Annotated in this window: 10 protein-coding genes; all 10 read right to left on the bottom strand. The window is 63.3% G+C overall.

Translation table 11 applies throughout. The features are described from left to right. Positions 1-18: 18 nt before the first annotated feature. Genes ACFX4T_RS08880 through ACFX4T_RS08835 form a run of 10 tightly spaced genes read right to left on the bottom strand, consistent with a single transcriptional unit; the run spans position 19 to position 22,142 of the window. Positions 19-4,479, bottom strand: coding sequence for an FtsK/SpoIIIE domain-containing protein (locus tag ACFX4T_RS08880; protein ID WP_377651503.1), 4,461 nt, complete (start codon positions 4,477-4,479; stop codon positions 19-21). Beyond that, positions 4,476-5,180 (bottom strand): hypothetical protein, encoded by a 705-nt coding sequence (locus tag ACFX4T_RS08875; RefSeq protein WP_216925400.1) that lies wholly within the window; start codon positions 5,178-5,180, stop codon positions 4,476-4,478. Before ACFX4T_RS08875 ends, ACFX4T_RS08880 begins: the two co-directional genes overlap by 4 nt. A gap of 48 nt (positions 5,181-5,228) precedes the next feature. Then, a complete protein-coding gene (locus tag ACFX4T_RS08870) occupies positions 5,229-6,938 on the bottom strand; it encodes a serine/threonine-protein kinase (RefSeq protein ID WP_216925401.1) in 1,710 nt (569 codons plus the stop codon). Then, positions 6,935-8,821: a hypothetical protein gene (locus ACFX4T_RS08865; RefSeq protein ID WP_377651502.1), complete on the bottom strand. Its 1,887-nt coding sequence runs from the start codon at positions 8,819-8,821 to the stop codon at positions 6,935-6,937. The genes ACFX4T_RS08870 and ACFX4T_RS08865 overlap by 4 nt, the downstream gene beginning before the upstream one ends. Next, positions 8,808-9,710 (bottom strand): PP2C family serine/threonine-protein phosphatase, encoded by a 903-nt coding sequence (locus tag ACFX4T_RS08860; RefSeq protein WP_216925403.1) that lies wholly within the window; start codon positions 9,708-9,710, stop codon positions 8,808-8,810. Before ACFX4T_RS08860 ends, ACFX4T_RS08865 begins: the two co-directional genes overlap by 14 nt. Then, on the bottom strand, positions 9,707-11,227 hold the full coding sequence (locus ACFX4T_RS08855; protein ID WP_377651501.1) for an RDD family protein: 1,521 nt from the start codon (positions 11,225-11,227) through the stop codon (positions 9,707-9,709). Before ACFX4T_RS08855 ends, ACFX4T_RS08860 begins: the two co-directional genes overlap by 4 nt. Beyond that, entirely contained in the window at positions 11,220-13,706 is a 2,487-nt protein-coding gene (locus ACFX4T_RS08850) for a transglutaminase domain-containing protein (RefSeq protein ID WP_377651500.1), read from the bottom strand. Before ACFX4T_RS08850 ends, ACFX4T_RS08855 begins: the two co-directional genes overlap by 8 nt. Continuing rightward, the gene (locus tag ACFX4T_RS08845; protein WP_377651499.1) at positions 13,703-15,022 is read right to left on the bottom strand and encodes a DUF58 domain-containing protein; all 1,320 of its coding nucleotides are present in this window, start codon (positions 15,020-15,022) and stop codon (positions 13,703-13,705) included. Before ACFX4T_RS08845 ends, ACFX4T_RS08850 begins: the two co-directional genes overlap by 4 nt. A gap of 4 nt (positions 15,023-15,026) precedes the next feature. Further along, positions 15,027-15,998, bottom strand: a complete 972-nt coding sequence (locus ACFX4T_RS08840; RefSeq protein ID WP_216925406.1) for a MoxR family ATPase — start codon at positions 15,996-15,998, stop codon at positions 15,027-15,029. Between the two features lie 54 nt (positions 15,999-16,052). After that, on the bottom strand, positions 16,053-22,142 hold the full coding sequence (locus ACFX4T_RS08835; RefSeq protein WP_377651498.1) for an Ig-like domain-containing protein: 6,090 nt from the start codon (positions 22,140-22,142) through the stop codon (positions 16,053-16,055). Positions 22,143-22,294 lie beyond the last annotated feature (152 nt).

Below are 22,294 nucleotides of genomic sequence, written 5' to 3'. Positions count from 1 at the left end.
GCCAACGCCCATCGATTCCTAGCTGCGGTTCTCCGGCGGCATGGCGATCTGCAGCTTGCGTACCTTTCCACGTCCCACGATGTACCCACGGCCCGGGATGAAGTCCTTGCTGATCCTGCCCAGCGATGTGTTCAAGAGGGTATCCCCTTCCACATCACCAGGGTTAAGCAACAGTCCACGCCTGCCCGACTTGAAGGGTTGGGCCAGGGACCACGCCTGGGACCATGTGGACGTTTCGGACTCACCGACCACCCACTGATCGGCCTTGATGGCAGCCGTGACCAACCGTCCCACGCCCGATTCCGCCAACGTGTCCGTGAACTCCGTCAGGCCCTCGATGAAGATGGCCATGCTGCCCGGGTTGTCCGTGGCTTTGTCGATGAGATCATCCACCACGTCCGAGACCTCGTCCGGCCCCACCAGGGACCTGCTCCAGATGTTCAGGGAGGCAACCGCGGAGCGACGGGACCCGATGTAGATCAGGTCTGTCCGCGGGTTGGACCGCCGCAGGGCGTACGCCAACGTGACCAAGGCAACTGTGCGGCCGGCACCCGGCGGCCCCGCGAGCAAGAGCGAACCCTTGGCAGCGATGGTGGCTGAACCCAGGGTCTCGTCGTCCACGCCAATAACAGGATTGTCCGGGGCGCCGGTGGGCAGGATATCCAAGTCCACGAGTTCCGGAAGCCGTTGTATCTGTGGCGCCTGCTCCAGTCCCTGGCGCACCATGGCCTGGCTGAGTTTGGACACTTCGCGGGCCTGCAGCGCCAGGTTCGAGTTACCACCCAGCACGGCCAGTTGGACTTCCAGCCCATCGAGCAATCCGCGGCCGGGAGGCGAGGCTGCGTTGAGGACGTCCTTGGGCACATCGAGCGTCATGTAGTCGTCTTCGGAGCTAAGACGCAGGACCAATCGTTTTTGGATCGAGGCAAGGAGCGACGCCGGTACAGAGTTGGTTCGGTCACCGCTCACTACCAGGTGGATACCCAGGGGACGTCCATCGGTTGCCAGTTGGAGGAAGATGTCCCAGAGTGCGGACAGGTTGCTGTACTCATAGCCTTCACGGAACGCGGACATACCGTCCACCAGGATGAAGATACGCTTTTCGTCCGGACGGTTTGCGAGTTCACGGTATTCAACAATGGTGGAGGCCCGGACCTCGGCGAAGCGCGCGGCACGGTCATCGGCAACCTCCTTGAGCCAGCGCAGAAGGCGGCCAACCCGCTCGACGTCGTCACCGTTGATGACCTCCCCCACGTGCGGAAGTCCTTCCAGCATCTTCAAACCTGAAGAACCACAGTCAATGCCATACACGTGGACGGGCCCACCACGAGGGGTGACGGCGGCGGCGATGGCGATTCCGCGCAGCGCCGCTGACTTGCCCGAACCACCCGTACCGTAGACGGCCATGTTGCCGTCCTTGTCCGGTTCATAGAACACGGTGGGCTGGTCCTGGTGTGCGGGGTCATCGGCCACGCCCAGCAGGAGCCGCTCGTCCGTGCGTGGGTTTGGCAATTTGGAGAAGTCGTAGGTCATGGCGAGTTCGTTCAGCCACGGCTTGCGTGGAGGTGCAATCGCCAGGAAGTCCGCGGCGCGGATGATGTTGCTGGTCATTCTGGCGATGTCGTTGGGGCCAGCGGGTTCTTCCTCCACAGTCGTGGCAGGCGGTGGCTCCCACGAGGGACCGGATCCGAAGGCCATCTCAACGATGTCGATCCGGGGGCGCTGCGGCTTCTCGGTGGTCCAGCCACCCGCATATCCGGTCTGGAACCCCTGGATGCGGCCGGGGCCGGTTTTCGCCGCACCGCGGCCTGGAATGGAAGGATCGAAGTAGGCTGCCGTGGGGACGCCAAGAATGTCCACCGCATCCACTTCATCTGCCATGCGCAACGCAACACGAAGGTTCGTGTTTGCCCGCAGGTTGTCCTTGATGACGCCCGCAGGGCGCTGGGTGGCGAGGATCAGGTGCAATCCCAGGGAACGTCCACGGGCAGCAACGTCCACCACACCGTCAACAAACTCAGGGACCTCAGTTGCCAGCGCCGCGAATTCGTCCACGATGATGATGAGGTACGGCGGTGCCTCGGGGTCTGCTTCCCGCTGCAGCGCCAGCAGGTCCTTGGCCTTTTTACGGTTCAGCAGGCGTTCACGATAGTGAAGCTCGGCCCGCAACGAGGTCAGGGCCCTGCGGACCAGGTGCGGAGACAAGTCCGTGACGAGCCCCACGGTGTGTGGCAGGTGCAGGCAGTCGGCAAAGGCAGCACCACCCTTGTAATCCACGAAAAGGAAGCTGACACGGTCCGGGCTGTAGGCTGCTGCCATTCCCATCACCCAGGACTGAAGGAACTCTGATTTACCTGCGCCGGTGGTTCCGCCCACGAGGGCGTGGGGTCCTTCGTTCTTGAGGTCCAGGTAGAACGGTTCAACGCCTTTGGAGCCCACCAAGGCACGCAGGCTTCCGTTGTCCTTCCGGTTGGGCACCGCCGTGGCATGGACTGAATTGTTCTCCTGCCAGCGTTCGGCAACGGCCTGCGGGTTGTCCATTAGTTCCTTGCCGATCAAGGTGGCGTAGGAAACGGCACGCGGGAGGTCCGAATCGTCCTCGAGCGGATTTCCGACATCCACCAACGGCGACATCATGCGCGCCAGCTGCGTGGCAAGACCAGCGTCGAGGCTTTCGCAACTCACAGGGTAGGTGTGGCGGCCAAGCCGTACCTGGCCGGTAGTGGTGCCGTGATCGCCGTCGACGGAGAGGAAGTCCCGGCAAGCAGCAGGCAGGGACTGCACATTCGCTGCCACCCACATGACGTGCACCCCGAAGTCCGGGCCGCGTTCCACCAGCCGCGTCAGCCGTCCCCGGTCCACCGGTGCATCGTCCTCAACGACCACCAGGACAGCAGGTACCACGGGGCCGGGAATCTCTTCGTGCTCGTCCTTGAGCGCGGGGCGTGGCTGCGCACCGGGCTCTTTGGCCTGGGCCTCGCGCTGCTCCACAAGGTCTTCCAGGCGGGAGAGCAGCGAGGCGCCGGCAGCAGGGCCGGCGGCCAGATGGTCCCCGGAGAGCGGGCTGTGGCCGGAACCAACGTGCGGGAGCCACTGCAGCCAGTCCCAGCGCTCACGCGAGCGGGCCGAGGTCAGTGCAGTCAACACCACCTCCGCGGGCGAGTGGAGTCCCACCAGCTGAAGCACCATTCCGCGGGCGACATCGTCCACCACGTTGCGGTCCCCTGCCACGCCGAACGAACCCGAAGTACGCAGCTGGGACACGATCGGCACGCCATCAATGACGCGGACCTGCTGCAGGCATTCCTGGATTTCCCTCATGTACCGGGGTTCGGTTTCGTTGGCCCCGGGTTCGTCGAACTGAATCCGCGAGGGCGAAGATCCGAGTCCGAAACGGACACCAAGGAAATGCTGATGCTCAGGACGGTTGGTCCACAGGAGCGGGCCGAGTTTGTAGATCGCATCGACGGTATCGCTGACCGATGGCGCTTCCTGAAGCCGCACGGCCCGTTCAATGTTCTGTTGCCGGTCAATGTCCTCCCGGAACGCCAGCATTGAAGCCTGGAACTGCTTATGGCCTTCCTTCGCCTGGCGCTTGCCCTGCATCTTGTGGTCCACATAGTGGCCAACGATGAACAGCGGCATCATTGCCATGAAAAGCACCGAGAGCAGGTTCTGGGTGAATGCGAAGAGGACGCCACCCATCAGCAGCGGCGCGATCAACATGATGTACGGGAATGGTTGGTGTTCAGGGCGTTTGGGCCCAGCCGGCGGCACACGTTTGGGAGACTCAAACCTCGGCAGCACACGCGGCGAGCGGTTGAAATCGACCAGCGGCGATGATGGGCCGCCTCCATGGTTCCGCGACAGTGAAACAACCCCAACGGTGGTATCGCCCAAAGTCACCGTATCCGAGGATTCAAGCGTTGCCCGGGTGACCGGCAAACCTTCCATGAGGAGTCCGTTGGCCGAGTTCGTGTCCACGATCTCCACAGTCTCGCCAACGGTGATGCGTGCGTGGCGCTTGGACGTTAGCGGATCCGAGAGGCGGATGTCGGCGTCCCTGTCCCGGCCGATGTAGCTGGTGCCGAATGGCAGCGAAAATTCGCGTCCGACGTCAGGCCCTGACATAACGCGCAGGGTCGCCGCGGCTGGTCCACGGTTTTGGCCGTTGGTACCGCCGTTGCCGTTCGACGCAAACTGCTCGCTCACCTGCGCAAGCGAAACCTTGGAACCGGGCCGCAGGCCGGACTCGAGCAGGTTGTCCGAGGGCCTGAGGACATGGCCGGACAGCCCGCCGCCAACGAACGCTTCGTCCACGCTGATGGACAGGTTCGACGGCGGTTCGGTGCCCTTGCGCGCGGGGTCGGCAGCCCACAGTTCGGTGGCGATGTCCGCCACCGTTGCGCGACCATCCACGGTAACGGCGAGGTCCTTTGCTTCCGCGGGGTCTCGCCGCAAGGTCAAGCGGAACTTCATGCTTCGTCTGCTCCAGTCATGGTTTCCAGAAGGTACAGGTCCGCGGCAGTCACCAAGTGTGAGGTCACGGCGTGCTCCACCAAGCGGGCGCGGCGGTTGGTGGCGAGTTTGCCGGCGCCACCACGCAGGCCCACGACGCCAACGCGGTCCAACTTGTCGCAGACGTTATCCAGCTTGCGATTGAAGCGGGTCAGGGCCCAACCAAGCCTCTTGGCTGCCTGCGCCGAGGACGGAATCGCGCTGAACCCGGTGCCATCCCGGCGCAGCATGGGCTCAGCGAGGGCGACGATCAGTGCTTTCTGCGAGTCGGTAAAGACGACAGGGCCTATGGTGGTGTCCCCCGCTTGGTCCTCGTCCCTGGCTTCATGCCGGAACGAGGGCGTCTTCAAATGCACGGCGAACTCATACGTGGTGGGCCCAGCGGTGAAGATGACATTGGTGTGGCTGAAAACGAGCGGAATCCGGGCGCCGGGAGCCAGCCAAGCCTGCATGCCGCCCGATCCGTCCGCGACGGTTGCAGAGAGCATGCTGCCTACGTTGCTCAGCCACCACATGCCGTCATAACGTGCAATCTGCAAAAAGCGCCGGTGCAGGTACGGGTTGTCGTCGACCTCCAGGTCGCCTTCCCGACCGATGTCAAAGACGTCTTCGTCGGATGGTTCGTACCATTCGCCACAGAAATCTATTGCTAGATCCCCCATGATCTGTGCCTCCTCAGTCGGCTGTAAGTGTGTGTCATGCGGCCGCTTCTAGTCCACGCAGGCGATGGAACCCTCGCCCCCGGACGAGGCACTGCCATCAGCGCGGACAATAATCACCTGGATGCAAAGTGGCGATTCCGTGCCATAAGCCCGTGCGCGAGGCTCCTTTTCGGAGGTGCTGTAGTCACTTTCGGTGAGGACGACAGTCCTGTAACGCCACTTGTAGGTATCACCGTCCTTGGGCTGCGGGTTCTTCCACTTGAAATCAGCGAAGTCCGGATTTTTGGGGTCCCGGGTGCCGATCAGCCCCTCTACATCCGGAACCCCGCCATCGCCCAAAGCATCCACGGGGGATTTGCTCCCGCTCTCCGTGGGGACAACCTTCGGCTGCGCCTGGGCACCCAGCACCACACCCACAACAATCGCGACAACCAAGACTGCGGCGCCCGTCGCCGCCAGCCAGAGATTGCGTTTGCCGTGGTCGGCAACTGCGGCTTCCTCCGGGCTGTCGGTGGGGGCCTGCACAGCGTAGCGGGCCACCGTCGCGTCTACTTCATGTTGCCGGCCCGAAGGCTGCCAGCCGCGAAGGACCGTGGACTCGGCGGGGTCGGGTTCAGGCGTGCCAGGCTGAGGAGCGTGGAACGGCGGATAGGTGTGTGCCGAAGGAACCTGCGGTGGCTGCGACCGGGGAGGTGACGGCTGCGGGTGTGCGCTGCTTCCTGGAACAGTGGCGCTTCCCGGAACAGTGGAAGGGAAGGTCCGTGCCGGGAACGTGGGAGCCGAGCCGGTTGTAGCCGTCCCGGGCGCGTCCGGATCAATGGACGCGATGCTCCTGACCCTGGTTTCTTCGTAGGTGTCGTCCGGGTGCTCGTCGCCGTGCGCTTGTTCTTCGAGCACCTCAAAGGGCGTCACGGACAAGTTCAGCTCTGTCTGGATCCGCTGCAACGCCAAGGCAAAAGCGTGGGCCGAGGAATAGCGGGATTCCGGGGACTTCGCCATGGACGTAGCCAAGACGAGTTCCAAGGACTCCGGAACGTCGGCACGGCCGAGCCTGGGCAGCGGCGAATTGGTGATGCGGGAGATCAGTTCCCGCTGCGAGTTGTCCTGGCCAGGAAGGACAAACGGTGAACGACCCGCAAGGAGCGTGTACAGGGTGGCACCGAGGGCCCAAATGTCCACTGGAACGCCGTCAACTGCCCCGCCCCGGAATTGCTCCGGCGGTGACCACGGGATGGACATTCCGGCGTCGTCCTCGGTATCGGCCCCAATGGTCCCGGAAATGCCGAAGTCGGTGAGGGCGGGACGGTTGTAGTCGGTGACCAGGATGTTGGCGGGCTTAATATCCCGATGCACGATGCCAGCCCTGTGCGCGGTCTCGACGGCGGATGCCACCTGGATGCCGACGGCCAAGACCTCATCCACGCTGAAGCGCTGGCGGCGGTAGCGCACATCGAGGCTGGGCCGGGAGCAGTACTCCATGGCCAGGTAGGAATGGCCGCTCTCCGTGATTTCCGCCTCGAAAATCGTCACGATGTACGGGTGCGAGGACAACTGCGCCATCAGGTTCGCTTCGGACTCGAAACGGCGGCGTGCACCCTCGGTCTTCAAGTCGGACAGCAGCACCTTGACGGCTACTTTACGGCGCGGCCTGTCCTGTTCGTACAGGTACACGTCAGAGAAGCCACCTGAGCCCAGCAGGCTTACGTACTTGAAGCCGGGAATCGGTGGAGGCGGCGCGGGGGGCCTCTTGGAACTCAAAGAATCTCCTCGAAACGCAATGAAATGTCGTCGCCCAATTCAGCGATGTCGCCGTCCAAAAGGATGGCCATCTCGTTTTGGGCGAGTCGGCGGGGTGCTTGGCCTTCTCGAATGAGCACGGTTCCGTTCGTCGCTTTGAGGTCGCACAGCATGACGTGCCAACCCTCCAACCGAACCTCGACGTGTGAGCGGGAAATGTCCCCTCCGGGGCTCTCCACCTGGACCAGTCGTGGCATGGTGCCGCCCTGCACGCGGGACACTGACGGCTGCCTTCCAATGATGAGTGACTGGTCCAAATCGATCAGCTCACCAGTGGATAACCGCATCCTGCCCAAGCGGGGTCGCGGGACCTGAAGCGAATCACCGGATAGCGCGAAACCACACGTGGCACATTGAGAGTACGTGGGCGGGTTGGCATGACCTTGGGAGCACACCCGCGCTAAAACGCTGGGACCGTTGCCAGCCGGGGCATCCTTCGGTGCAACGCCGGGCTCTGCACCTTGTGCGTCCTGGCCGGCGATGCTGCTCTTCATGATCGTCTGGCCGTCATGGTCAGCATCCTCCGCCGCGGGGACGCTGTCCGAGCGCGGACTATTCATGGGCATGGTGGGCCGAAGCGCTGGCATCGACGCCAAACCCGCCGGGGCAGACTCCCATCCCGCCGGAACCTGAGGCGCAGGCCGGTTGCCATTCGCTGAAGTGGAAGGGGCTTGTGGCGGAGCAATCGATTCGGCCCGGCCCTCAGGGGCGGGTACTTCGCCGGGGCTGCGCAGCCAGGGAACGGACTCGATCAGTGCAGGCACATGCCCGACGCCGGATCCACCGTCCGCTGCCTTGTCACTGCCTGCTTCGGCCGACCCAGGCGCGGGACTTGGTGCCGAAGCTGACATTAGTGCTTCTGACGTGGGTGTTTCCGAGCCCGATGTTTCTGATGCCGGAGTTTGTGCCGCAGGGGCATGGGCCGCCGGAGCATCGTGATCGTCAGATTCGTCGTCCACGCGCACAGCTGCGTCTTCGATGTTGCGCATCACCGTCTTGTCCCACAGGTGGTCATAGTTGGTGGTGGTCTCCAGCGAAGGAATTATGGGATCCGTGGTGCTGGTGTGGACGGGAACGCCCGAGGATTCTTCAGCGCTTTCGGGCTGTTCAGTGCTCTCGGGGTGTTCAGTGCTCTCGGGCTGTTCAGTGCTCTCGGGGTGTTCAGTGCTCTCGGGCTGTTCAGTGCTCTCGGGCTGTTCGGGCTGTTCAGTGCTCTCGGCATGACCTTCGGAATGTCCGGGCGCGATGGTGAGACCCAGGTCTGCGTCGGCGTAGCCAATCATGGTTTCATCGGACACCACAGCCGGCGCCGGAACCTTCACAGCGCCGGGTTGGAGCACCACCTCGAGGGAGGCAAGCAGAACCACGCCCTCCCCCAGCGGCAAGCTGCCGTCCGGCGTCGAGGTTTTACCAGCTCTTGCCGGGATACCAAGGTTTCCCGGGACGGAAGGGGAACCCGTTCCCGAGGCTATCCGCAGGCTGTACGAATCAGCGCCGGTGAGCCGGCGCTCCGTCCAGGTAGTCACGTCCCGTCCAGAGAGCACCTCGTCCCCGGCGGACATTTTCACGACGAGTTCAAGGTCGCCGCGAAGAAACACGCGCAGCGCGTCCTTGGAGTCGATGATTCCAAAGGGTGGGATGCGGCTGAGGGAAACCCCGAAAGCCTCGGTCACTTCGTGGAGGACCTCATGGGCTTCAGGCGCGGACGCTAGAAGTTCCCACACCGAATCGATCAGGGCAGGCGACGTGTCGGGGCCCAACAGCACCACAGTGCCCTGACGCACGACGCCGAACCAGTCACCACGCTGGTATCGGGCGTGGGGTGGGTTGTTAGTGCTTGCCATCTACGCCCTCCTCCTGGTCAGTTCCTGTCACCCAGGCCCTGGGGAGGGTGTCCTCCTCCACCTCTGATTCGCTCTCCGGGCGCGGCGCGGTGGTGGCGATGCCGGCGTCGTTAAGGACGTTCTTGGCGTCAACCACGATCACCGTGACGTTGTCCCGTCCGCCGCTGCGCAGGGCAGCTTGGATCAAGGCATCCACTGCGTCCTGAGGATGGGCCACGGTGCTGAGGATGCGGAACAGATGGTCATCCCCCAGTTCGCCGTTCAGCCCGTCGGAGCAGACCATGATCCGGTCCCCCTCCTGAATGGGCAGCAACCAGAAGTCCGCCTCGGTCTCGTCGCCAGTGCCCAAAGCGCGGGTGACCACATGCCTGCGCGGATGAACTGCCGCTTGCTCGGCCGTGATGTCACCGGAGTCCACCAGTTCCTGGACTTCTGAATGGTCCACGCTGATCTGGGCGAAATGACCCTGGCTGAGGCGATACGTCCGGGAATCCCCAATGTTCATGACCAGCCAATAGGGAACGCCCATCTGTTCCACCACCACGACGCCGGAGAGCGTAGTCCCCGCGCGCGCTCCTGTGGCTTCGCGGATGCTGGCATCGGCCTTCAAGAGGCACTCCTGCAGGTCCGCTGCCGAAGCCGAACGGACCCCTGCCGCCAGGACAGGGGAACTGCCCAGGGTGCGCACACACACGCCACTGGCGATCTCGCCTGCCTCATGGCCCCCCATGCCATCGGCCACCGCGAAGACGGGATCCGATGCAATGAAGGAGTCCTCGTTCAGTTCGCGGCGCAGTCCGCGGTCCGTCCCATATCCGTAGCTAAGTTGAAAGGAGGATCCAGCGGCGTTGGCATCCGCATCGGCGGGACTGGCCGGCTGTGAGTTCATGCTTGTCCTAGGTGGAAGGAACGGTCCCCGAAGTGAACGGTGGAACCTGGTCTGACGAAAACTGCTTCCCCCGGATGAAGCCGGGTCTGGAGGCCATCGGGCGTGGTGACGGCGCTGCCATTGGTTGAGTTGCGGTCTGTAACCCACACACCATCGCCATCAACCCGGAGGTGCAAGTGGGTCTTGGAGATGGACCTTCCTGGATCCGAAACGGCCAGCAACTGCTCGGCAGCTTCCCCAGGCTGGGGTGCCGGATTGCGGCCAACCAGGACGGTTCCACCCAGTTGGACGTCCTGGCCGTCGTCGACACGGATCCGGAGCACGGCCTCCGCCCGGGCAGTTCCGGGCCGCATCTGCGTCCTCTCCACGTCATCGTCCGGGTGCGCAGGGGCAACAGGAGCTGGCTGCTGATCCGCCTGCGCCGTCCCTGCCGGAGCCTGGTGTGAGTGAGTCCCAGGACGCGGGGCAGCAGGAGGACGCCACTGGTTGGGATTGTGGGAAGGTTGCGCTGTTGGCATTGGGGCTGGGGTGGGTGCTGGAACAGGGTTTGCCGTTGCTGGTGCGCCGGACGTTGCTGATGCCCTGGACATTGACGGCATGGGTGACACCACTGGCTGCACGGGCGGTAGCTCGACGGGCGCGAAGCTGTAAGGCCCCTGGATCCCTCCAGTAGCAACCGGGTTGCGGCCTGCGTGGACATCGAACACCAAGGACTTCGCAGCTTTGTCATGCCAGCCACGCAGCTTGCCGTTCTTGTCCCAGGCATTGGAAACAACCACCAGGACGGCCCAAACCACACCTAGGACCATGAGCGGGAGGGCGATCCACAGGACCAATCCAAGCAACCCAAGCCCCAACAGCACTGCGCCGAGGATTGCCCCCAGCAGGAGGAGCCCACCCGTGAGAATGCCACGGACAAAGACCACACCCCCGCCCGGAGCGTAGCCGTCGGCATCGGCACTTCTGATGCCCATCAGTTGATTACCAATGGTGTTTCCAGACCGGGCTTCGATTCCAAGAAGTACAAACACGTATACGACCGTGACACCGAGGCCGATGCTCCCCAAGAGGACCAGCAGAGCGGTGTCGTAGACGATAAAGCCGTTCCGCCGGGTTTGGGTGATGCCCGCGATGCCAAGTGCGAAGGTGGTCGCCAGGACGGCCACAGGTCCCAACCAGTCCAGCACTGCCGCACCCAGGCGTTTGCCTGCGGATGCCGGTACCAGCTCGAGCTGTGTAGTCATTGTGGTCCCTCCCCCTGGCCCCGGATGTACGTTTGCAGCTGATTCACGTCCCGGCTGCATCGGTGCTGTTGACGCCGGCACTACCGAGATACTACCGGCATCGGGCAGGCCTTGCCGGGTTGCGAAGTCGAGGGCGGCAGCCTGGGCACGGTTGACGTTGCGTTCCTTCCGGGCTCCACGATTGGTCAGCGGCGATCCACAATGAGTACAAAAAGCTGCGCCGGGACGCACCGGGTGTTTGCAGGCCGGGCACAGCTCAGCTTCACTACTCATCAATGCTGCCCTTCTTCTTGAACAGGTTGCCGGCTGTGAACTTGCCACCCTTCGTGGGGTCCGGGGGTGTCTGTTCCCGTCGGCGCAGCGCGGCCCTGCCATCGGAAAGCAACGATCTAGGCGAGAACCTGGCCTGCTGCCTCTTCCAGAAACCAACGCTTCCGGTGATGTCCTCAAGCGAGGAATCCACGATTTCCCAGTACTCCTTGACTTCTTCCTCGCTGGGTTGACCCGCTCCGAAGACTGCGGCGTCAGCCCTGTGCGCCAGCATCGTGGTGGTAGTTCCGGTCACCGGGAATGCCTCCGCGATGACGGTGGCCGATTCCCGCCGCGTGGACTTGTTGTCTATCGAGGCGCCCATGTCGGTGGCAAGGCTCAACACTTCGTTCCACCCACCGCCCACCCGCTGGGCGGGGTGGCCATCACGAAAACGTGCCTTCCGGCGTCGTGATTTAAGCAGAAGGATCAGCAGGAGCGGCACGGCGAGAATTCCGAGCGGAATCATTGCCACGCCGATCGCGGCCAGCAGCGGCCCCCAGAACAGCCACGGGTTGTTTTTCTTCTCGTCAGCATCCAGGGCATCCGGGGTGGAGTCCGGCGGGAGGTCCGCGGGCTCCTGCGGCGGGGGCGGCGGCTGCAGCACCTGCGGCTTGGGCTTGGACTTGTTCTCGGGGTCCGGCGGGATGGGCACGTTGTCCTTGGGCGGGGTGGGATCGAACGACACCCAGCCGACGCGGTCGAAGGCCACTTCCACCCAGGCGTGCACGTCCTTGCCCGTGATCTTGACGTCCCCTGCACCGTTTTCCGGGCTCTTGGGATCGGGATAGAACCCCATGACGACGCGCGAAGGGATGCCGAGGTGACGCAGCATGAGCGACATAGCCACAGCGTATTGTTCGTCATCGCCCAGCATTTGCTTGGCGGAGAGCAGGCTGCGAACGCGTGCTGCACTGTGACCAGGCAAACTCGGCAACTGGCCGTCAGCCACGAGGCCGTTACTGAACGCCCCGCTCTTCTGGAAGTGGGCTTCGATCTGCCGAACACGGTCGATTGCCGTGGGAGCGTCAGCCGAGAGCTCGTTCGCCTGCGAGGCGACGATCGGCGGTACTTCCTGGGCCTCGGGCAACGTGAGCTTGGCGAAGTCGTACTGCGTCAGCTGGCCATGTTCAAGAGTTCCCGGATCAGAAACCTGGACCGTGTAGTTGTCGCCCTTTGCCAGGCCCTTGGTGGTCACTGCGGTATCGGTGCCGGCGTTGAAGTACAGTCCCGACGCCGCCCCGGAGCTCTCCAGGAAGCTCATACCTGTGGTGTGGCGGCCTCCCGGGACAAAGTATCCCTGGTAGTCCTCGATGTTGATTTCCAGCGTGTAATTGGTTCCGGCTACGGGGCTTCCCGTATCGGCCAGCGTGTTCAGCGAACGGGCATCACCCACCTTGCTGAAGTTGCCGGAACTGTTGGGATCCATGGTGTAGTTCAGGCCGTTAAAGGCATCCAGCGCCGCGAGTCGCACGCGTGCGTCCTTGGGTAGGCCCTTCACAGTGAACAGCGTGTGGTCTTTCTCGTCCTTCACGAAATTCCGGAAGCTCGCAAGCGGCGTGATGTAGTCGCGGGGGTCGAACGGCGGAACGATCGTGTTGCGCAGTACCTTCCGGTCGTCGCTGGCGGTCACCAAAGGCGAAGCGACTGCGGTGATCCCGACGGCGGCGACCACCACGGCAGCAGCAGTCCCCAGGCGGCGAAGCTTCCCGCGGCGGGCCGCACCGGCGTCGGACTCAGCCCTGTTGGCCGAAACGGTCTTGGTGCTGCTCTGCCGGAGTGCGTCACGGCGGAACGTCGCCCAGACAATCGAGACAATGGTCAAGGACACGCCGCGCTCCACATTCAGGAAGCCCGCGCTGGTACTGAAGGCGATGCCGGTGACGAAAAGGACCAGCACCGGCAACAGCGGCCAATACGGGCTCTTCAGACGCCAGGTCAACAAGCCCGCAGCCAGTGCTGTGATCAGCGAGCTGAGGAACGGCACAATGAGCATGCCGTTGGCCGTGCCCACGGGCACGCCCACCGTGAGCATGTCCTTCCACGCAAAGACAATCCCCAGCAGCAAGATCCGCAGCGAGTCCAGGCTCGGCAGGAACCCGAGGACGGCTGAGTCGGGCACTGCCAATGCCGAACCGAACAGCATGTACGCGCCGAAACCCAGTGCGGTGGTGATCAGCAGTCCCAAGCGAAGGTGCGCGTTCAGGATCGCGATGCCGAGTCCCAGGAAAATGCCGCCCAGGCCCGCGATGATGTAATGCGGATCGCCACCGAAGCTCAGGCTGAAGCCAAGCACGCCCAGGAACAGCAGGACCACCAAGGCGCCGCAGTCCACGGCAAAATGCCAAAGGGGTCGGCCATCGGCGAAGACCGAGCCAGCGCTGGCGCGCCTGGCGCCGCTGGTGTCCCTGCGGCGTGCGCGAAGATTTGGTGCGGTGCTCATGCTGCCGCCTTTCTCAGCACGATTGCCAGGTCATCGAGGTCGCCAACGGTGAGGACCGTCAGGTCTGCAATGTTGGCCCGCGACGGCGCCGCTCCGGGTTGGACGCGGACGGCCAGGCTGCGGACACCCGGCGGAACGGACGCCGCCGCGGTGCGAAGCTGCGTGGCCGTAACATGGCTCCCCACCACGAAAAACACCACGGATGCGTTGGGAACGGTGTCCGATAGGTTCCGGGCGAGGTCGACGGCGGTCTTCCGTAGGGGTGCCCCCACAATCCTGGTCATGTCGTCCAGCAGGTTGCGGCCAGTTTCACAGCGGAGCGGTCCCTTTTGCGTCAGGACGTCCAGCTCACGCTGCTCCCGGATGGCTTGTCGGCCGATGGAGGCGGCAACGGAAATGGCCATTTCGAATTCGGATTCGGAATCGTACTCGTCGGTGTTGATGGAGAGCGAAATAGCCAGGTGCGCTCGGCGCGTTTCCTCGAACTGCCGGACCATAAGTTTGTTGGTGCGGGCCGTGGTCTTCCAGTGAATGTGACGGCGATCGTCCCCGGGAACGTAGTCGCGCAGTGCGTGAAAGGACACATCGGCACTGGAAAGTTCCGTGGTGGGCATGCCTTCAAGGTCTCGGATGAAGCCGGCAGCCGAGCCTCCCAACGGTACCGTGCGTGGGTGGACGAAAAGGTCCACCGGCTCAGTCCAGAGCACGCGCCGCCGCAGTAGATGGAGCGGGTCAGCACGCACGGATCGTACGGGACCGACAACAATCACAGCGCGCCGCGCCGTCGGAATGGTGAAAAGGTCCTCATGTACCTGGGCCGGCTTCATGCGGGGCAAGTGGAAGATAGCGGTCGCGGCGCCCACCGGCAACTCCAACGCGGCAGGCAACAGCGGCCTGGCCGAAGGATTGGACACGGCGATGCTGCCCACGGCGTCGTCCCCCACCGCCACGCGGGTTCGGGCCAGATCCAGGACAACGCCGTAAGCCGAGCGGCCCACGATGAAGCCCACGGCCAACACAAACAGCAGGAAAGCAACCATCGCGGCAGACTTCGCCTCTTGCCACCCCCAGGCCTGCCCGGCGATCCACAGCCCAATAGCCGCAGCAAGGACCACCCAGCCGAGCACGCTCACCACGGAAAGGACAGGCCAGGCGAAGCGAAGCCACAGCTCCCGCACCTTGGCCCATGCCGGCGCGACAAACTCGCCCGCCGTTCCCACAGCTTCAGCCCATACGGCCGAGGGATGGAGTTTGCCGGGCTTCTGGATGCCGGGCTTGCGCTGCCAGGCACCGACTACTTTGTTAAGCGTTCGCACAGCCCTATGCGCTCGCGCGTTGCTGCGGGGCGGCGACGTCGGCCAGGACACGCGTGAGCACGACCTCCGGCGTCGCGCCGGAGAATTCGGCCTCGGGATCCATCACCAAACGGTGCGTCCAGACCACGGGGGCAAGTTCCTTGATGTCATCCGGAAGGACAAAGTTGCGTCCCTGTCCGGCCGCCCAAACTTTCGCGGCGCGAACCATGGCCAAGGCACCACGGACCGAGACGCCAAGGCGGGTCTCGGAAGCGTTGCGCGTCTCTTCGCAGAGCCGTGAAATGTATTCCAGCACTGCAGTGTCCACGTGGGTGGTGGCGGCGAGGTCCGCCATGTCAGCCACGGCCTGGGTGGTGATGATGGCAGTGAGGTCCTTGGAACGGTCCTTCAAGTTGGCCCCTCCCAGGAGCCTTACAGTGGAGGCGTGGTCCGGGTAGCCGATGGACGTTTTGATCAGGAATCGGTCCAGCTGCGCCTCAGGCAGGCGATAGGTACCGGCCTGTTCAATCGGGTTCTGCGTAGCCAGGACCATGAACGGACGGCCTGCCTCGTACGTGGTGCCATCCACGGTGACGCGCGATTCTTCCATGACCTCCAGCAACGCCGACTGGGTCTTCGGCGAGGCACGGTTGATCTCATCGGCCAGGACAATGTTGTTGAAGACCGGGCCCTTGTGGAACTCGAACTTCTGGGTCTTCTGGTCATAGATGGTCACACCCGTGACGTCCGAAGGCAGGAGGTCCGGAGTGAACTGGATGCGGTTGTGGGAACCCTGGACTGTCGCGGCCAAGGCACGGGCAAGGGAGGTCTTGCCAGTACCAGGCGCATCTTCAAACAGGACGTGGCCTTCAGCCAGCATCGCCGTGAAGGTGAGCCGGATCACGTGGTCCTTGCCCAGAACGGCCTGGCCCACGTTGGCAACGAGCTTCTCGAACGTTTCTGCAAACCACGCGGCCTGCTCGTTTGTCATGGTCATTGGGTTCAGTCCTTATCTGGGTATGACGGGTTGGGATGATGTGTGGTGGGCAATTCAGCAACCGCCTGGCCGGGGTCCGTAGAGATCCACCGTGGTGGACTTGACGAACCAGCCGTCCTTGGCAGTGCCCTGTAGCCGGTACCAAGGGGTGCCGTTGCCGTAGATGTCTTTGGTGCAATTGATGGTGATCTTGCCCCAGGAGCGCTCCACCCAGCCGACGCCGCAACTGGCAGGGCTGCCCGGAGTGTAGGAGTCCGGCAGGCCGGGCTTGCCCGGGCACGTGCGGACACTGCTGGCGTCCACCTGGATCTGTGACGCTGGCGGCGGTGGGGTGGGGTCGTCGCCGCTGGTGGAGTTGGCGCTGCCGGCCGGTCCGGCCACAACAGTCACTGCCCTGACCTTCAGGTTGCGTGTGTTGTTCCATCCACCACCGGAGGCATCAAAGCTCGTGGCCTTACCCACGCCGTTCCAGCCGCCACCGTCCAGGCTGACCTCGTAGTGATCCAGGGGCCGGCCGTTCATGGATGGGTTGTTCCACGTCCAGTGCACCTGGCCATCGCCCTTGGCGGACTTTCCACCGTTGACGTTCGGCGCGTTCGGAGGCCCATAGGGGTTCCCCGTGCCGATTGCCTTGGCATCACCGGACATGCCGTTCTTCACCGAAGTGGCAATGATGTTGACCACCACGTTGGTGCCGTTTGGCTGACCGCCGATGTCTCCGCCGCCACGGCCAATCGGCCCCGAGCCGTAGGCAGTCTGCCAGCGGTAGGTGATTTCGTTGTCCTGCGAGCCATTGCGTTCCGCGGCGGTCAGCGGTGTAAATGCCACCCGGAGCTGTCCACTGGTGCCGGTTGCGGTGACCGAACCGCTTCCTACCGTGCCGGGTTTGCCCGCAGCACGAATAGCAGCCGACTGCTGGCTGACTCCGCTGACACCGGCCTTGTTGGTAGCCGAAACCGTAAAGGTGTAGTCAGCTTCAGCGTTTGCCACGGTGACATTCTGCGATGTCGCGGCTACAGACTGGGAACCCACGACGGCGCCACCCCGGTAGGTGGTCAGCGTGTAGGCAGACACGGGGTCGCCATTATTGTTCGGTGCTACCCAGCTGACCTTCAGCTGGCTCTGGCTGCCAACCGATCCTGCGCCGGACACTGAAGGAGCAGCCGGTGTTGCCGGGACCCCTGCCGGAGTTTCCGCGGCGGAGTAGGGACTCCATTCCGAGGGTTCTTTGGCATCGTTTCTTGCCAGGACACGGACCTTGTAGGCAACGCCGTTCGTCAGGCCTTTCCAGACGTAGCTTGCACCGGTGAGGTTCTGGATCTGGGGATTCTGGCCCGCAGGAGCCGGGGAGATCTCAAGATCGTAGGACTTGACGGGCGAGCCCTTACTGGCTGGCGGGACCCAGGCTACGGACAACTGCTTGTCCCCGAACTTGAGCGTCGGTGCCACGGGGGTGTCCGGTTTGACGTCGGGTCGAACCTCCGCGGACACCGGCGAGCGATCGGACTCATTGATGGCATTGGTGGCCGTCACTGCGAAGTGGTACTTCGCGTTGTTGGTCAGGCCCGTCAGCGTGCAGGTGTTGGCTGGGCAGTCCTGTTTGAAGCCGCCTTCGCCGTACACCGTGTATTTAGTGATCGGCGAACCACGGTCGGCAGGGGCATTCCAGGTCAGCAAGGCAGTCTGGTCGCCAACGCTCTGCGCAAGCGGAGTCGTGGGAGCAGCTGGCTTGTCCTTCACCGTGAGCCGGATGCGTGCCGTGGCGTACCGCGAGAGCTCCCCGGTCTTGTCCTGCACTGTGTATGCCACAACCATTGTTCCGGTGAAGCCCGTTGCGGGCGTCACTGTCACGTTTCCACCACTGGAATCCGCGGTACCCTGGCCAGTTTCAGTCACGGCCGAGACGATCTTCAGCGGCGTATCGGGGAACGGGTTCGAATCGTTGGCCAGTGCATTCACTGTGACCGGTTTGCCCGATTGGGCATCGGGTTCCACATCATCATTGGCCACAGGTTTGGGCCGGTTGGATGCCGACAGGGAGAGCTTGTAGGTAGCGAGGGCTTCCAGTCCGCGGCGGTCCTTGGCTTTCACCTGGACTGTGCCGCTCTGGCCGATCTGCACCGAATCGTCAGCGGACACCTTGAGTGTCTTGCCGTCGATGTTCACCCGGAAACCGCCGGGCGCCGCGCCCACCAGCTCGTAGCCCATGTTCTGGACGTCGTCGGCATCGGGATCCGAGGTCAGCTTCTCCAGGTCCAGGCTCGCCGAGTCGCCCTTGGGAACCTCAACCTGGCTGCCAAGCAGCGTGGGCGGATTGTTCTTATTGGGGTCCGGAAGCACCTTGGTACGGATGCTGAGCGTGGACTTCAAGCCGTTGGGGTCATCAGGACCTGTTCCATCCGTGACTTCAAAGCTGATGGATCCCGGGCCCACGTATTCTGCACCCGCGGTGTACTTGATTGCAGTGCCACCGTTGGCAATAGGATCGCTGCCGTCAGCCCCGATGAGCTTGATGCGGTCCGCCTGGGTGAGGCGGGGGGAACGTCCATCACGGACCTTGACCCAGTCGGCCAAATTTACGGTGACAGACTGGCCCGATACCAGCTCCACCACCTCATCCTTGGCCAACGTGGGAACCTGCTGCCCGATGCCCGGCACCCAGATGATGGCCGTGGACTTCTGTCCGTCCACGTCCTCCACGGTGTAGGGCACCAGTTGCGGCTGCTCCGTGAGGTCAACGATGACGTTGCCCTCAGAACCGGGCCGTGCCGTCTCCAACCCAGTACTGATCTTGAGGTTCTCCCCCACACCATCGGGGTCTTCGTCGTTCTTCAGGACGGGCACGTCCACGGCCGTCTTCCCGAGAGTCTGGGCCGACGTCACGCGATCGTCGCGGGCAATGGGGGCCTGCAGGGGGATATCGTTTTTGACGATCACCCGGATGCTGGCCTGGCCCACTGCGTCGCGGTCGTCGGCGACAGAATAGCGGACGTTCACCGTGCCTTCGGCAGCAGGCGCAGTAATAAGGATGCGGCCACTGGTCTTGCTCACATGGGCGTCCAAGCCGGGGTCAGCTTCGATGCCATCGGCCACGATCCGGATCAGATCACCATCCGGATCAGTGTCGTTGGCAGTAGCATCCACCGCGATCTGCCGGCCTGGCCTGACCTTGACTTCGTCATCCACCGGTGCCGGCTTCTGGTTGTCTTCACCACGCGGCGCCACTCCGACTGTGACAGTTCCCGTGTTAACTGCTCCTTGGCGGTCAATCACTTTGTACCGGAACGTATCGGTACCAGCACCGTCGCCTGCGCCGACGAAATCGATGAAGTTGCTACCCGCCGTCGCGGTTCCCATGCTGGGTGTGCTGTCAATGCCGGTGAGCTGAACCGAGTCGCCGTCGGGGTCAATGCCATCCAACGGAACCGGAATGCGGACGCTGCCGCCGGCCACCACCCGCGCCGTCAGGTTCTTGGGCTGTGGCCGCGAATTCTGGGCGCCTTCCAACGGGAGGATATGGATGGTCACCGCAGCGGCACTTTTCTGCCCCTGTGGATCCACGGCGTTGTAGATGGCGCGCACGGTCTTGGGAACAGGACCTGCGATAAAGCGGAGCGTGTCTTCGGAAACGAACGCCTTGCCGTCTCCTTCGGCAATGGGCTGGGCCAACACCGGATCAACAGAGAGCTTTTCGCCCTGCGGATGTGTGTCGTTGTCCAGGACAGGAATGGTGACGACGTCGTTGACGCGTACGTTCACTTCGTCGGGTTTTGGCTGGGGAGCCTCGACGACGGCGGGGGCCGGCACCGGGACGACGCCCACGGTTCCGGTGGCCGAGGCGCGGCCGTTGGACATGGTGTAGCTGAATACGAAAGGTTCCTTGGCTCCAAGGACGTCAGTGACACGAAGGACGCTGTGGTCGATCACACTGACCGATGCCGAGGAGCCATCGGGCACCGTAACCGACTGGAGGACGAGCACTCCGCCGGAAGGATCGGAGTCGTTGGCCAACGGATCAACCAACACGCTTCCACCCACAGGCAGCAAGGCGACGTCGTGGACGGCAACCGGGGCTCCGGCGTCCTTGCCGGACTCCACGTCCACGCGGATCAGGCCCTGGCTGCTTTGTGGTCCGTTGCTGGCGATGTAGCTCAAATACACAGGGCCCGGGGTATTGCTGCGGAACGTGAAGGTTCCGCCGTCGGTGACAGGGCCCAGCTCTGCCGGGCCGGCAGCCTCAACATGGGCCACGCGCAAGGCGCCGCCGTTGGGGTCGACGTCATTCTTCAACGGGGAAATGACCAGGTCCTGGCCCACCACTGCCGTGACGTGGTCCGCGTTGACCACCGGTGCGAGGGCTCCCGGCGGCTGCACGTTCACCACCACCTTGCCTGTGGTGGTGGCGCGGCCGTCCCAGACGGTGATGGTGACGTTCTTTTTGCCTGGCGCTGCGCCGGAATCCTGGTACGTGAGCAACCCGTCCCGGCGGACCTTGACCTGGTCTTGGTCATTGTCAGCCTTGGCGTCCAGCAGGACGAGGTCGTCGCCGTCGGGATCCATCCAGTCGGTAAGGATGTTTTGGCTAACGGATTTGCCCTGCTCCACGAGCATCGTAGTGGGCTCGGCACGCTTGAACAGTGGAGGCTTGTTCTCTTCCGGTGCCACGACGTGCAGCGTCACCTTGCCACCGGCGGACAGGCCACGGCCGTCCGCGGCGTTGTAGTCGAAGACCTCCGTGCCGGGCTTCGCGGTGGGAGGGACCTTGATCTGGAAAGCTGAGCCCCCGTAAATGTTCTCCAGCGCACCCGATTTGGGGCCGTTGGCGCCAACCGAGGCGGTGAGCACATCGCCGTCGGGATCTGAATCGTTGTCCAGGACGCTCAGGACGGAAGTACGGCCGGGACGTACGCCGAACTCATCGGGTTTGGTCTCCGGCGGGCGGTTCGGCTTGGTACGGTCCGGTAGGACGTTGATGGTGTTGTTGTCCGCGGATTCCTGGTCCTGGTCATCGGATTGATTCTTTGGCGGGACAACATCGTCCCAGTTGTTCACGAGCTGCATGTTCTGGTTGACCAGCCAGACGCTGCCGGAGTTGATGTCGTTGAGGACTACGAGGTCCCGGTTCACGCGGAAGACGTAGCTGGGCGATGCGCTGGCCTTGGGGACATCGTTTTTCTTATCGTCTGCGTCGTTATCGCAATCGCGGACATACTTATTGGCCCCGGCCCACGCTGCGTGGACACATTTGCTGACCTGCACGGGCGCGGCGGGAACTCCCTCTCCGTCCACGTTGACCGTGGCTGCCGTGGACCCGTCCAAAGGCTGCTTCAGGAGGGCTTTGCGCGTAGCGATGGCTACATATCCGCTGTCTTCGCTGCTCTGCTGGAGCTTGGCTTCCCGGGCGTCCTGTAGCTGGAGCTTGCGGCCACCGGGGAGGAAGAGGTTTCCGGATGCGGCATCCAGCACTACCGGCTTGTCGCCCACAACCGCAATCTGCAGATCGCCGGCGCCCTTGAGCTCGTCCACCTTGGTTACTTCCGAGGCAGCCCGTTCGCCATTGGCGTCCACGGTGGTGATGGTGATTTCGCCCTTGCCCGGGTCCGCCGTGTAAATGCGGTTGTCCTGTCCGACGGCTGACACCATGTTCTGCGAGCCCGTGAGGACTGGTTCGGTGGATTCTTCATCGAAGCCGTTCACGGTGGACGGCGAAAGTGCCCACACCTTTCCACGGGCGGGGTCCGTGACCGAGAGGACGCTGGAACCGTAGCTGACCTGCGAGGACGAGGGCAGTTGCTTGTCGCCACCCAACTTAAGGTTCGCCGCAGAGACCTGGTTGATGGTGGAGCCGGACTCATCGTCCACAAAAACATTGCCGTCATGCTGCAGGACATCGAAGGTGGTGGTTGCCGGTGTCACGGCTCCATCAAGAACCCGGGAGGGATAATTCAACCGTCCCACGGCGTTCTTGGTCTTGCTCACAACCCACACGCCGCCGTCGTTTAGATCGACCTCGGCCGTCTTGAACCCCGGATAGAGGACTGCGCCCGCTACCAGCAAGGCGCCGGCCGCAGTCACAGCAGTGGCAGATACGAGTTTCCTGTTTCGACGCTTTTTCAGCCCCAGCTTGCCGAAGAAAGATGTCACAGCCCCAAAATTCCCTTGTTGTACAGCCGCCCCCAGGCGGCGTCCAGACCAACCGGCATGTGCCAGCAGCCTTGCATTCCGCAGTACCCCCATACGGCGGCGGAATTTTCAGTCCCTAAGACTATCCCACGCACCGGACGAGGAGCCAAGGG

Source organism: Paenarthrobacter sp. YIM B13468 (genome assembly GCF_042788025.1).
GTDB classification, from domain to species: domain Bacteria; phylum Actinomycetota; class Actinomycetes; order Actinomycetales; family Micrococcaceae; genus Arthrobacter; species Arthrobacter aromaticivorans.
Note: the sequence above shows the minus strand (reverse complement) of the source record. Positions and strands in the feature narration are given on the sequence as shown.